This is a genomic window from Bacillus sp. FSL M8-0277 (assembly GCF_037975305.1).
Taxonomy (GTDB): Bacteria; Bacillota; Bacilli; order Bacillales; family Bacillaceae; genus Bacillus; species Bacillus pumilus.
On the sequence record NZ_CP150255.1, the window covers coordinates 1,481,649 to 1,494,462 of the forward strand.

General features: G+C 41.7%; 18 protein-coding genes. 15 read left to right on the top strand and 3 right to left on the bottom strand.

The window, feature by feature from the left end; translation table 11 throughout:
* Window positions 1-21 precede the first annotated feature (21 nt).
* The 9 genes from MKZ05_RS07325 (at window position 22) to coaD (ending at window position 5,080) form a co-directional block, all read left to right on the top strand.
* Window positions 22-444, top strand: a complete 423-nt coding sequence (locus tag MKZ05_RS07325) for a CBS domain-containing protein (RefSeq protein ID WP_034620044.1) — start codon at window positions 22-24, stop codon at window positions 442-444.
* A gap of 122 nt (window positions 445-566) precedes the next feature.
* Complete coding sequence (locus MKZ05_RS07330; protein ID WP_309216650.1) at window positions 567-1,610, top strand: CAP-associated domain-containing protein; 1,044 nt, start codon at window positions 567-569, stop codon at window positions 1,608-1,610.
* 108 nt (window positions 1,611-1,718) lie between these two features.
* Entirely contained in the window at window positions 1,719-2,132 is a 414-nt protein-coding gene (locus MKZ05_RS07335; RefSeq protein ID WP_003212038.1) for a YlbD family protein, read from the top strand.
* A 19-nt stretch (window positions 2,133-2,151) separates the two neighbouring features.
* Window positions 2,152-2,400, top strand: a complete 249-nt coding sequence (locus tag MKZ05_RS07340; protein ID WP_034619936.1) for a YlbE-like family protein — start codon at window positions 2,152-2,154, stop codon at window positions 2,398-2,400.
* A gap of 72 nt (window positions 2,401-2,472) precedes the next feature.
* Window positions 2,473-2,880: a hypothetical protein gene (locus tag MKZ05_RS07345; RefSeq protein WP_050945107.1), complete on the top strand. Its 408-nt coding sequence runs from the start codon at window positions 2,473-2,475 to the stop codon at window positions 2,878-2,880.
* Window positions 2,881-2,937: 57 nt separating this feature from the next.
* On the top strand, window positions 2,938-3,387 hold the full coding sequence (locus tag MKZ05_RS07350; protein ID WP_007499807.1) for a YlbF family regulator: 450 nt from the start codon (window positions 2,938-2,940) through the stop codon (window positions 3,385-3,387).
* Between the two features lie 66 nt (window positions 3,388-3,453).
* On the top strand, window positions 3,454-3,726 hold the full coding sequence (locus tag MKZ05_RS07355; RefSeq protein WP_003212137.1) for a YlbG family protein: 273 nt from the start codon (window positions 3,454-3,456) through the stop codon (window positions 3,724-3,726).
* A 280-nt stretch (window positions 3,727-4,006) separates the two neighbouring features.
* Window positions 4,007-4,594, top strand: coding sequence for a 16S rRNA (guanine(966)-N(2))-methyltransferase RsmD (rsmD, locus tag MKZ05_RS07360; RefSeq protein WP_257736834.1), 588 nt, complete (start codon window positions 4,007-4,009; stop codon window positions 4,592-4,594).
* Window positions 4,595-4,597: 3 nt separating this feature from the next.
* The gene (coaD, locus tag MKZ05_RS07365) at window positions 4,598-5,080 is read left to right on the top strand and encodes a pantetheine-phosphate adenylyltransferase (protein ID WP_044142001.1); all 483 of its coding nucleotides are present in this window, start codon (window positions 4,598-4,600) and stop codon (window positions 5,078-5,080) included.
* Window positions 5,081-5,093: 13 nt separating this feature from the next.
* Here coaD and ylbJ read toward each other — a convergent pair whose 3' ends face one another.
* The gene (gene ylbJ / locus MKZ05_RS07370; RefSeq protein WP_310023622.1) at window positions 5,094-6,302 is read right to left on the bottom strand and encodes a sporulation integral membrane protein YlbJ; all 1,209 of its coding nucleotides are present in this window, start codon (window positions 6,300-6,302) and stop codon (window positions 5,094-5,096) included.
* Between the two features lie 158 nt (window positions 6,303-6,460).
* Here ylbJ and MKZ05_RS07375 point away from each other — a divergent pair, with 158 nt between their 5' ends.
* Together MKZ05_RS07375 and MKZ05_RS07380 are read left to right on the top strand one after the other, a co-directional pair.
* Window positions 6,461-7,240 (top strand): patatin-like phospholipase family protein, encoded by a 780-nt coding sequence (locus MKZ05_RS07375; RefSeq protein ID WP_050945106.1) that lies wholly within the window; start codon window positions 6,461-6,463, stop codon window positions 7,238-7,240.
* A 4-nt stretch (window positions 7,241-7,244) separates the two neighbouring features.
* Complete coding sequence (locus MKZ05_RS07380; protein ID WP_050945105.1) at window positions 7,245-8,273, top strand: SepM family pheromone-processing serine protease; 1,029 nt, start codon at window positions 7,245-7,247, stop codon at window positions 8,271-8,273.
* Window positions 8,274-8,311: 38 nt separating this feature from the next.
* Here the strand turns inward: MKZ05_RS07380 and MKZ05_RS07385 are convergent, their stop codons facing one another.
* Window positions 8,312-9,556, bottom strand: coding sequence for a nucleotidyltransferase (locus MKZ05_RS07385; protein WP_327840628.1), 1,245 nt, complete (start codon window positions 9,554-9,556; stop codon window positions 8,312-8,314).
* Window positions 9,557-9,762: 206 nt separating this feature from the next.
* Here MKZ05_RS07385 and MKZ05_RS07390 point away from each other — a divergent pair, with 206 nt between their 5' ends.
* The 3 genes from MKZ05_RS07390 (at window position 9,763) to gerR (ending at window position 11,160) form a co-directional block, all read left to right on the top strand.
* Window positions 9,763-10,281: a DUF177 domain-containing protein gene (locus tag MKZ05_RS07390; protein ID WP_106065236.1), complete on the top strand. Its 519-nt coding sequence runs from the start codon at window positions 9,763-9,765 to the stop codon at window positions 10,279-10,281.
* A 26-nt stretch (window positions 10,282-10,307) separates the two neighbouring features.
* On the top strand, window positions 10,308-10,481 hold the full coding sequence (rpmF, locus tag MKZ05_RS07395; RefSeq protein WP_008354700.1) for a 50S ribosomal protein L32: 174 nt from the start codon (window positions 10,308-10,310) through the stop codon (window positions 10,479-10,481).
* A gap of 139 nt (window positions 10,482-10,620) precedes the next feature.
* Window positions 10,621-11,160: a sporulation-specific transcriptional regulator GerR gene (gene gerR, locus MKZ05_RS07400; RefSeq protein ID WP_339162028.1), complete on the top strand. Its 540-nt coding sequence runs from the start codon at window positions 10,621-10,623 to the stop codon at window positions 11,158-11,160.
* Window positions 11,161-11,206: 46 nt separating this feature from the next.
* Here the strand turns inward: gerR and MKZ05_RS07405 are convergent, their stop codons facing one another.
* The gene (locus MKZ05_RS07405; RefSeq protein WP_003211702.1) at window positions 11,207-11,686 is read right to left on the bottom strand and encodes an N-acetyltransferase; all 480 of its coding nucleotides are present in this window, start codon (window positions 11,684-11,686) and stop codon (window positions 11,207-11,209) included.
* A 209-nt stretch (window positions 11,687-11,895) separates the two neighbouring features.
* Between MKZ05_RS07405 and MKZ05_RS07410 the strand changes: the two genes are divergently transcribed.
* On the top strand, window positions 11,896-12,795 hold the full coding sequence (locus tag MKZ05_RS07410) for a 2-dehydropantoate 2-reductase (protein ID WP_339162030.1): 900 nt from the start codon (window positions 11,896-11,898) through the stop codon (window positions 12,793-12,795).
* Window positions 12,796-12,814 lie beyond the last annotated feature (19 nt).

Below are 12,814 nucleotides of genomic sequence, written 5' to 3' on the forward strand. Positions count from 1 at the left end.
ACAAAAAAAATCAAAGATATTATGACAAAAAAAGTAGTGACATGTCAGCAAGATGACAATACGTATGAAGCCGCAGTCAAAATGAGAGAAGCAGACATCGGAGCCATTCCCGTGGTTAACGGAGATCAGCTCGTTGGTATCGTGACAGACCGTGACCTTGTACTCAGAGGCATTGCAGAAAAAAAGCCAAACTCACAGGAAGTAGGCTCGCTGATGACGAAGGAAGTACTGACAGCAGAAGAAGATGCAACGCTTGAAGAAATTGTCCGGCTGATGTCAGAGCACCAGCTTCGCCGCATTCCTGTTGTGAAGAACGGTGCATTAACAGGGATTGTCGCTCTTGGAGATTTATCCGTCGAAGATTTATCGAATGATCGCGCAGGAGATGCACTGACAGAAATCTCTCAGCAGGATCAAGATCATGGGCAAGGATTTCTTCATTAAGAGGGGCATATTTTAAATTCGTGTTAAATAGGCTGTATTGTCGTTGATAAATAGAGCGAGTTTTGTTTAAATGACAGTAGAAGGTACTTTTTGTACCTTGCCAATTTAACGGAGGTGTTTATTTGAAAACTGTGCTCAAAACACTCCTCATCCTCCTGATTATATCTGGAACGTATGTTCTGTTTATTCAATATGGATCTTCACCAGAAAAAGAAAACAGCAATGAACCGAAGGTGTCTAATGAAGAAACATCTAGCGATAAGCCGATCAACATCCCTAAAAAGGGGCTCATGTCCTTTATGGGGAAATCTTCAAACGAAGTGCTTAAACAGCTGGGAGAACCAGATCGCATTGATCCTTCCGCATATGATTATGACTGGTGGATATACAATCAATCGAAGAAGCACTATATTCAAGTAGGGGTAAAGAATAGTAAAGTGGTGACATTGTTTGCAACAGGAGACGGGCTCAATGTTGAACCGTTTAAAATCGGTCAAGCCACAAGTGAGGTATTTAAAAAAACACAAATTGCACCTTACATTCATGTAGAGGATGAACAAAATTCATACCGCTTTGAATTCTCAGAAGATGATATGAATACAAGACCTACCGTGAAAGTGGACGATGATGTATATGTTCAGCTTTACATGGATAAGTTTGAAAGCACCCTTTCAAGTATTAGGGCGTTTAACGCAGATACATTTGTGAAACAAAAGCCATACGAAGTCGTCTATCGTGGTCAATTGATAGAACCAGAGGCAATATCGGGTGAAAAATGGAAAGAGATCGAAGCTTCCAGTCAAAAACAAATTTTTGATATGACCAATATTATTCGTCATAAGTACAAACTGCCGATCTTAAAGTGGGATGATGAAACCTCTGAAGTGGCATTCATGCATAGTGAGGACATGAAAGAGAATCATTATTTCTCCCATGAATCTAAAAAATACGGTACGCTGAAAGACCGATTAGAAAGAGGCGAGGTGGCATTTCAGCTCGCAGGTGAAAACATTGCCTATAATTATGTAGATGGACCTGCAGCGGTAGAAGGCTGGCTCAATAGTGAAGGTCATAGAAAGGCGTTATTAAATAAAGATTACACACACCTTGGCGTCGGTGTGAAAGAAAAATACTACACCCAAAACTTCATTAAAAAAACATCTTAAACGAAAGCAGCTGCACCATCGCAGCTGTTTTTTTGATTGAAAAAGAGGCTCACCAAAATAACTGCTGATGTATATAGTATAGTAGGCATTTGTATGGGGGGTGAGGATATGACAAACAAGCAAAAACAAACATCCATTGATGAATTTAAACAATTCGTCAGACGCCATCCGAAGTTAATTCAAGAAGTGCAAACGCAAGAAAAAAGCTGGCAAAGTGTATACGAAAATTGGGTCATGTTTGGTGAGGAAGATGAGATGTGGTCTCCTTACCGGCAAACGCAATCTGGAGACGTGAAAGAAGAAAAAGACTCTAAGCCAAGTGAAGCGGGAAAAGCCGATTTTATGTCTAAAATGGTTTCTGCTGTGAAAAAAATGGACGCTGATCAAATGAATGAACAAATCAACAAAATGAGCCAGTCTATTTCCTCTTTACAAAGCTTACTCGGACAATTTTCATCAAATGGCTCAAAGAAAGGTTCATCTGGAGGCAGTCAGCACCCATTCTCCTTCAGGAAAGATTAAGTGAAAGGGGATGCTTTTGGTGCGGAAAGAAGTACTGGAGTTTGTCATGGCCGAAGAGGATCGAATCAAATTCATCAGACAGCGTCCTCTCTGGTACAGACAGCTGACTCGACATCCTGATAAGCTATCGTCCTTTGAATTAGATAAAATGAATTTTTACGAAAAAACCATTCCTCATCGTGTGAGTCAGTTGAGTAACAGTGTCCAAATGGCTGAAATGATGATTCAAATGTTCCAAGCAATGCGCAATCAAAATGGAGCCGGATGAGGCTTTTTTGAGTTGATTAAGATGTCTATTTCCTGAGCATCCTATAAAAGTAGATGAAAGGAGAATCAGATGATGAAATGGATGCTGTCAATATGCGCATTGCTTTTTCTTGTCACCGGGTGTCAAAGTCAACATGAAGAGAAGCAAGTCATAAAGCAAGATCCAGCTGTACATGTGATGCAGCAAGCCCAAAGCGAAATGAAGCAGCAAGGTTTTTTAAAATACAAAGTGCAGGGGTCTTCTGTTTATATAGAAAGTACACTGCAAGATTTTCATCTTGAGCCTACGCGACTAAAAAAGGATGAGAAGGCGGGATATTTTACAGTGTATGTAGACGGAAAACGTGCAGGCAATGAATATACTGCTGCATTTGTGGTCAAGCATCTCTCAAAAGGAAAGCATAAAATGACCGTTGTGCTCAATTCTCGTCATCCAGAATATAGGCAGAAAAGAGAGACATGGGATGTATTTGTGACGTAAAAGCATTTTCTGATCCATAGGTTTCGTGGTAAACTATGAATTGGAGGTGCATCATTTATGTATGCGACAATCGAATCTGTGGAGCTCCAAGAGGAAGCGAATCAATTGGCTGCCATGATTCTTCAGTCGGAGGAGGCTGAACATTACCGCAACTGCTTTAAGCGTCTCCAGCAAGACGAAGAAGCCCAACAAATTATTGCCCATTTTACAAAAGTAAAAGAGCAATATGAGGATGTGCAGCGGTTCGGCAAATACCATCCGGACTATAGAACGATCTCAAAGGAAATGCGTGAGGTCAAAAGAAAGTTAGATCTTCACGATACAGTGGTTGATTTCAAAAAAGCAGAAACAGCGATTCAATCCATCTTAGATGAGATTAGTATTGAAATCGGTCAAGCTGTATCAGCATATATCAAAGTTCCAACAGGGAACCCATATTTTGATGGTCTATCATCATGCGGCGGTGGCTGTGGATCTGGTGGCAGCTGTGGCTGTAAAGTATCTTGACGAGACTTGAATGTCTCGTCTTTTACATAATGACTGAAAAGAATTGAAAAAGCGGCAGGTGAAAAGATGGAAACCAAACGTCAAGGGATGGTCGTTTGGCTGCATTCGTTAAAGCAGTCAAAGGCGCTAAGAAAATTTGGAAATGTTCACTATATTTCACGGAAAATGAAATATGCAGTGATCTATTGTGATATGAATGATCTCGAGCGCCATATGGCTAAGCTCAGCTCATTGCCATTTGTGAAACGTGTTGAGCCTTCATATAAACCTTTTATTAAATTAGAGTACGAATCCAAATTGGACAAAGCAAAAGAGTATGATTATAAAGTGGGCTTTTAAAGACACAAAAAAACCCCCGCGGCATCACCCGCGGGGTCCTTCTATTCTTAATGATTCATTAAGGAGAAGGCAAAGGGAGAGGAGAAACCGGAGGAAGAACTTATGGGGAAACGTAAGTCTTCTCCGCGGTTGGCAACAGCACCACATCAGATGCTGTTATAAGTAGTATGACCCCGCTTTCCTTGATCTATACATAGTAAATGAATGAAAGTCTGCGCATTGTCCCCTGCGGAGTGTTGTGGTAAGATAATGTTGGATTTTTTGTCATACACAATAACCAATAGAAGCAAGCAGAAAAAGTGGTGGAAAAATGAGAGTCATCTCTGGAACGAGAAAAGGCCGCACACTTAAAGCGGTACCAGGTCAATCAACAAGACCGACGACAGATAAAGTAAAAGAATCGATATTTAATATGATCGGCCCGTATTTTGATGGCGGATGGGCCCTTGATTTATTTGCGGGAAGCGGTGGTTTAGGGATTGAAGCGCTTTCTAGAGGATTCGATCATTGCATATTCGTTGATCGAGATATGAAGGCGATTCAAACGATAAAAGGAAACCTCAATCAATTGGAGCTGATTGATCAAAGTGAAGTGTTTCGAAACGAGGCAAAGCGTGCACTTGCAGCCGTTGTGAAACGAGAGGAATCCTTTCAAGCGATCTTTCTTGATCCGCCTTACAAAGATCAACAGCTAAAAGCACTTCTTGACATGATTGACGAGCATGCCTTATTAACAGATGACGGCGTAATCGTGTGTGAGCATGATAAGGACGTTATACTGCCAGAGGAAGCTGGACAGCTTTACATATCAAGACAGGAACTGTACGGGTTGACTGGTATTACGATCTATAGAAAGCGGGGAAATTAAAGCATGGGGAACATAGCCGTTTGTCCGGGCAGCTTCGATCCAGTCACATTGGGCCATTTGGATATCATCAAAAGAGGTGCAAAGATCTTTGATGAAGTGTATGTATGTGTACTAAATAACTCATCCAAGAAACCGTTATTTACCGTTGAAGAACGGTGTGAGCTCATTCGCCAAGCGACGAAGGATCTGCCAAATATCAAAGTCGAATCCTTTCACGGTCTGCTTGTTGATTATGCGAAACAAAAAGAAGCCAAAGTCATTTTACGCGGATTAAGAGCTGTGACAGACTTTGAATATGAAATGCAGGGCACATCAATGAATAAAGTGTTAAACGATGACATTGAAACGTTTTTCATGATGACCAACAATCAGTATTCCTTCTTAAGCTCAAGCATTGTCAAAGAAGTAGCGAAATATGATGGTTCAGTCAAAGACCTTGTGCCAAAAGAGGTAGAAGAAGCGCTGATAGAAAAATTTAAAGGATGAGTGCACTGTGCACTCATCCTTTTTTTAATTTCTGATAGTATAGCGCCGTATACAAGATCAAGCTGCATAGCGTGATCAAAGGGCCAGCTGTCACAAGCTGATTCCAAAGCACACTGCTGTACATGACGACCTGCTGGCTTGCTTCAAAGGCACCTGCTGGGAGAGCCATGTCAGATCGAGAGACATAAAGAGGCTTGAACAATAAGAAGGCAAAAACAGCTGCATAAATCCCGTGAAGCAAACGAGCGAAGAAAAACGGTTTAAAGCGTATATCTGTTGCCGCCAGAATGCCAGCGACCTGAGCTTGAACAGAAAACCCGCTGAATCCTAATATAAAGCTGACGACAATCGTTTTAGCAAGAAGGGTGACTTCCTGTGACCCTGTCAGCTGACTTCCTAATGTGATTTCAAATAAACCGGCAATCATCGCAAGATCTAATTCTGGCGGAAGATGCATCGTTTGGAGCATATATCCGACCCCTATGGATAAGAGATCAGTCACATGAACAACTGACAGCATTTTGCTAAACACAGAAAATAAGATAATAAAGCCGCCAATCATAAAGAGTGTTTGGACTGATGACATGACCGCATCACTTAAAATTTGGCCGAGCGGTCTTTTCTCTGCGAGTCTTGCTGTATGAAGAGCGCTGAATGCCTCTTGAAACGGTGGGAATAAAATTTGCTTACGGCTTCTCAGATGTGCATCATGCCGTGCTTTATATCCTCGCATCGTCACCCCAACAGCGAGATTCCCTAAATAATGTGCGCAGGCCAAAACAATTCCTAAAGCTGGATGATGAAAAAAACCAACAGCCACCGCACCGAAAATAAACAATGGGTTCGATGAATTTGTAAAAGAAACGAGGCGCTCTGCTTCGATTTGTGTCAGTTGTCCTTCTTGCCTGAGTCTTGTGGTTAATTTCGCACCAGAAGGAAAGCCTGATGCCATTCCCATCGCTAGGACAAATCCGCCTACACCAGGCACTCGAAAGATGGGGCGCATAAATGGCTCTAATAATACCCCGACAAATCTGACAATCCCGAAACTAATTAATAGCTCGGACAAAATAAAAAAAGGAAGCAATGATGGAAATACAACCTCCCACCACATTGCAAGTCCATTTTTAGACGCTTGCAAAGAGGCTTGTGGATGTGTAATCACAGTGGCTGTTAAAAAGATAAAAAAAGCAGCGATGAACAGAGTGTTCCATTTTTTCATGGAGATTTCGCCCCTTGCCGTTATGATCTATTGGCGAGCTCGTGATCAAAAAAGAAAGAAACTAGCCGAGCCTGTCTTCTATTACTATACGAGCAGAAGGGGCATGTTTAGACCAATAGATTCGTATATATGCATAGAAAAGAGGAGGGTGGATTTTCATGAGGCGACCAGTCATCGGGCTTGCGTTAGGCTCTGGGGGTGCGAGGGGAATGGCACATATCGGAGTTTTATCTAGTCTTGAGAAACAAGGTATTCAGGTAGATATGATTGCTGGCAGCAGTATTGGCGCACTTGTTGGGAGCTTTTATGCGGCAGGACAGGACGTAGAAAAAATGAAAAAACTTGCACTTGTCTTCAGAAAAAAGTATTATGCTGACTATACACTGCCAAAAATCGGTCTTTTAAAAGGAAATCGAATTTTGCAGCTGATTCACACGTTTACATATGGGAAAAAATTCGAAGAATTAAAAATGCCCCTTGCAGTGGTTGCCTGTGACCTCGAGACAGGGGAGAAGGTCGTGTTTAAAAAAGGGTCTGTCTCACAAGCAGTCAGAGCAAGCATCAGCATTCCGGGCGTGTTTGTTCCTCATGAAATGGGCGGCAGACAGCTAGTGGATGGAGCGGTTGTGGACCGCATTCCTGTGTCTGTTTTAAAAGATATGGGCGCAGACCTCATTATCGCCTCTGATGTATCAAGGGTGAAAAAAACAGAAAAGGCGACGAGATTATCGGATGTGATTATGCAAAGTTTGGACATCCTTCAAAATGAATTGGTCCGTCATCAAACCATTCACGCTGATGTCATGATCCGGCCGAGGCTTGAAACATTTAGCTCGAGTGCGTTCGTGCAGGTGCAGGAGATGATTGAAGCAGGTGAGCTTGCCGCAGATCAACTAACAGGTACACTGAAAGATGTCATTGATAAATGGGAGTGTTAATCGAATGAAAAAATTAAATATTCGCTGGCTCAGCTTTTTTGTCGTTATCCTTGTATTATGTGGCTTAACCTTTGTCAAACTGCCATATTACGTGACAAAGCCGGGTGATGCAACCGAGATTGCTCCCCACATTCAAGTAGACGGCGGATATGGCGAGAAGGGCAGCTTCTCTCTTATGACAATTAAAGTAGGTCCAGCCAATCCGTATACGTATTTGCTTGCGAAAATGAATAAATATGATGAAATCGTCCCAGAAGAAAATATTAAAGCGGACGGGGAGTCGGATCAAGATTATATGAAACGGCAGCTTCAGCTGATGAAAAGCTCGCAAGAAAATGCCATGATTGCAGCATATACAAAAGCAGGTAAAAAAGTAGATTATACGTTTAACGGCGTATATGCAAGCTACGTGATGAAAGGAATGCCTGCTTACGGCAAAATTGAAGTGGGCGACCGAATTAAAAGCGTTGATGGCAAGACCTATGATTCTGCTGATAAAATGGTTTCGTATATCAGCAGCAAAAAAGCAGGTACATCTGTCCGTTTTGTCCTTGAACGAAATGGCAAAGACATGACGGAGAAAGTGACGTTAAAACCATTTAAAGAAGAGCCGAATCGAGTTGGAATTGGCGTATCATTATTTACAGACCGAAATGTGAAAGTCTCACCTTCTATTAAGGTGGATATCGAAAATATCGGCGGCCCATCAGCAGGTCTTATGATGTCACTTGAAATTTATAACCAGCTGACAAAAGAAGACGAAACACATGGCTATGCGATTGCAGGAACGGGAACGATTGACGCCGATGGAACGGTCGGTCCAATTGGCGGAATCGATCAAAAGGTCGTGGCGGCAGATAAAGCAGGAAAAGATATATTCTTTGCACCGAATGATAAAGGTGATCCAAATTCAGACTATAGAAATGCTGTCAAAACAGCGAAAGATATTAAAAGTGATATGAAAATTGTGCCTGTAGATACAATGCAAGATGCCCTGAACTATTTAAACAAATTAAAAGAGAAAGCATCTTAATCAAAAAAGAGCAGCCTTCCGCAAGGCTGCTTTTTTTGCTAAGACTGGAAGAGACCAGTCTCTTCATCATATCGGATCGGTGAGGTTTTAAATTCCGCTTCCGTTAAGTTCGTTTGCATCGGCTCACTAACGGGCAGGCTGAAGACGCGGGATGCGCGAATATCAAGATCAAGTGCGGGATGTGAAAAGGCAGACAGCTTACTGACGAGCGGCACGTCCAATTCTTTTTTCACAAGAGATAAGTATTGCTGCCCTTTCTTTGACATACCAAGTAAACGAATATAAGGCGCTTTTTTCTCTTTCAGCAGCTCATGCATGGCACTCTTTTTCACCCTCATTAAGAGATGTGTGTTCATCCGTTGCAGCCTCGTCCACGTATAGCGTTTTGTTTTCACAAGTGATAGATATTCCTCGTAGGAGGACGCATGTGTAATCGCCTTTTGCATGCGGTGTTCGATGCCTTCTTCGATTTCATAGATGCCTTCTAGTTCTGCCGTATCCATTGTGTGAAAAACGTGTTTTAAGAAGCTAAAGTAGGCTTCTTGTGTATGTAGAAGACCATATGAAGAATGATAGTCATGTAATTGCTTGAGCGTAGCTTCTGGGAGATAAGGGGCGACTGTTTCAAATGTACCATGATCTTTTAACGCTTTTCGTATACTTGTTGCGCTTGCGATTTTCTGATTTTCAGGTAGTTCTTCATCATGATAACCAGATGAAATCCTTTGAGAGGTAAAGGGCTGCATGTGAGGGGATCTCTCCAAGATGGCTTTGACATAATGGAAACCTAAAATGTTATTGGGCAGAGACAGATCCAGTAAGTGCTTAGGATCAATCACCTCTTGAAACGCAGCAGAAGCAGCAGCTGGATAACTAAGGCCCTCTTTTACTTTTCCTTTTGTGAAAAGGTCAATTTCTTCTTTTTTCTCATGCCAAGCACGAGCTGTTCGCTCGAATGCTTTGATGTCACCATCCTCGCTGCCGAAAAAAAGGGAGCGGCATTTTAAAGCATCTAGAATCGCCACAGCACCGTTTGCAAAGGTTTCTGCCTTTTGCACTGCGTATATGTATGGAAGCTCACACACAATGTCTACACCGTTTTGCAGTGCCATTTTTGTCCGCGCCCATTTTGAGACGATGGCAGGCTCACCGCGCTGGAGGAAGGAACCGCTCATGACGGCAATGGCAACATCTGAGGAGGTATGTGTTTTCGCCTGACGAACATGATAGGCATGTCCATAATGAAATGGATTATACTCGACAACGACTCCTGTTGCTTTCAATAGATGTTCCGCCTTTCTTGCTATGGTTAAATGGTCTATGCTACAGTAGCATAAGGGAAAAATGAAGCCCATTTTTTTCAGTGTAGGCATTCCGAGAACTGATGTCAAACAACGCTCTGACATCACAAAGGACTGTAAAGAAAAAATATTGACAAATAACATGAGGAAAGCTATAATCATGTTTGTTGCTCTTAGAGGTGATACAATTGAAATGGACAGTTTATCAGTTACATCAAAAAGCTAAAAACAGCTTCGATTTTCATGAGACGGTTGACTTAAATGAACTTACTAGCCTTCATTCAGATATACGTCGCATTTCACCGGTAGAGGTGAAAGGGACTGGAGTGATCGAATCAAAGCAAGTCGCATTTGATTTAACCATCACAGGTGAAATGACATTGCCTTGTTCAAGAACGCTTGTTGATGTAAATTATCCATTTGCGATTTCAACGAAAGAACTATTTGTACTTCATAAGACAGACGACATAGAAGATGAAGACGTTTCTATTGTAGAAGACGACATCATCGACTTAACGCCTTTAGTCAAGGAAGAAATTCTTCTTGAAGTGCCGATGCAAATCTTTTGCGAACAAACGGACGTAAAAGGTGCTGCACCACAAGAAGGGAATGACTGGGCGGTCATTTCGGAAGATGCACATCAAAACCGAATTGATCCGCGTCTGGAAGGCTTGAAGAAGCTCTTAGAAGAAAATAATGAATCTTAACTTAACTCTTTAAGGAGGTGGGAATAATGGCTGTACCTTTTAGAAGAACTTCTAAAATGAAAAAAAGATTGCGTCGTACGCATTTCAAACTACAAGTACCTGGTATGGTAGCTTGCCCAGAATGCGGTGAAATGAAAATTTCTCATCGTGTCTGCAAATCTTGCGGAACATACAAAGGCAAAGACGTAAAAAGCAACTAATGCTTGATAAAAAAACGTGAGGGAATTCTTCCCTTGCGTTTTTTTATTTGTCTATTTTTTAGGATTCTCTCCTGCAAATAGTCTATCTACTCTAGTAGGCGCATATGATGTGGTATTCAGATTCAGGGGGGATGATCAATTGACAATTACAAGGCAGGACGCATGGACACAGGATGAAGATTTACTTTTAGCAGAAGTTGTCTTAAGGCACATTCGAGACGGAGGAACGCAGCTTTCCGCATTTGAGGAAGTCGGGAAAGCATTGTCAAGAACAGCGGCAGCATGTGGTTTCAGGTGGAACTCATACGTTAGAAAACAATATCAGGCAGGCATAGAGCTGGCAAAAAAACAGCGGAAAGAATTGCGCAAAAAAATAGGTATTCATTCCTCTGGTTTACCACAGCATGCGTTAACCATAGAAGAGAAGACTACTTCAAATCAGGCTGAATTGACCCTTCGAGAAGTGATTCAGTTTTTAGAGCAGCTTGAAAATGAACCTGATGGACCTACTCATTTACGCGAAGAACTGGCAGATGCACAGCATCAATTGAAGTCACTTACAGAAGAAAATGAACACTTAAAGCGGCAATTAAAAATGACAGAAGAAGATTACCGGGCACTCATAGGTATTGTTGAAAGAGTCAAACAGAATATCAGCTTAAAAGAATATGCTAAATAAAGAGACGCCCCTCACAGAGAAAGGAGGGGCGTTTTGTGATCAGCCTTTAAGCGGATTCACCTGTATTTTTTTGAATATGTGCGGGCTCCCAGATGAGTGGATTTTCACCCTTATCGCGCTCCATATCATATTTGACTGCTTCAAAGCCCATTTTATCCCAAAAACCAGCAGATTTGACGCGCGGATTGGTCCGAATTGGCAATCCGAACGATTTAGCGAATTCAACAAGTGCTTCGCCGTACCCTTTGCGCTGATACCCAGGAAGCACTTCCAGCTTCCACAGCTCTAAATAATCATGGTTGTGGTTAAAATACGTTGTCGTTGAGCCGTCCACTTGATAAAGGCTCATACGTGCCACTAGCTTATCTCCAAAATAAATCCCATAAAATGGAGAGTTGCTGTCATTTTCAATCATATTGCTTTCAAGGTCTTCGAGCATGGATAGCTCTTGTATGCCGTATTCCTTAAATTGTTTAAATTCCTCTAACGTTTTGTAATTAATTAGAAGTCGTTTTACTTGTGCCATATGATCTTCCCCCTTACACACATAATGTCGACAGTGATGTCATTGAAGGCGTTTTCATCCCACCCGCCTCAAAAAGTTTTTACACTTATTATTATAGTTTTTAAATTAAAAAAATTCAATCATAGCGCGCCATCTGCTTTTTGCATCACGACATGAACCTGTTAAAATAGTTGATATCATGAAGTAAACGAAAAAGGGATGTGCGGCAGTTGAATATTGGAATCATTGGCGGCGGTGCGATTGGTCTGCTTTGTGCTAGTTATTTATCACAGCATCATGACGTCACAGTCTTTACAAGAAGAAACGAACAGGCAGAAGAGATTCGAGCAGTAGGCATTGAGCGAACAGTAAAAGGAGAAACATGCCAGGTGGCTGTTCATGCACAGACAGGAATAACAGGAGAATTTGATTTGCTCATCGTGACAGTGAAATATCATCATTTGCAAGATGTACTTGGTGAACTATCGACATTACCTCCTCATCGTATCTTATTCTTACAGAACGGAATGGCTCACTTATTAGATTTGGAGAATTGGAAAACGGGACATTCATTATACATAGGTGTGGTAGAGCACGGAGCTATGAAGATGTCAGATCATGCAGTGAACCATACAGGTATCGGTGTCATCAAGTGGGGGGCATTTCAGCATGAGGAAGCAGCTGATATAAAAAAAGCATTGAATGAGACATCATCTCATTTTCAGATGATCTATACGGATGAATGGAAAAAGGTGCTGGAGGAAAAACTGCTTGTCAATGTCTGTATTAATCCACTCACGGCTTTGCTGCATGTGAGAAACGGGGAATTGATCGCAAACCCTTCATATGAATACATGATGAAATGTGCATTTGAAGAAGCAGTTTCCATCTTGAGCTTACCTGAAAAAGAGCAGCTCTGGTCTTATGTAGTCTCTGTTTGTGAGAAAACGGCTGAGAATCAGTCGTCTATGCTTCAAGATATAGTGAAAGGCCGCCAAACCGAAAGAAAAGCCATCCTTGGCTATCTTTTAAAAAAGGCTCAAGCTCACAGCGTTGCGGCGCCACATCTCACTTTCTTTGATCGAAGCTTGGAAGTATTGGAAAAAAAGCAAACAAAATCTTTTGAGTGAGCTCATTTACATGCTATAC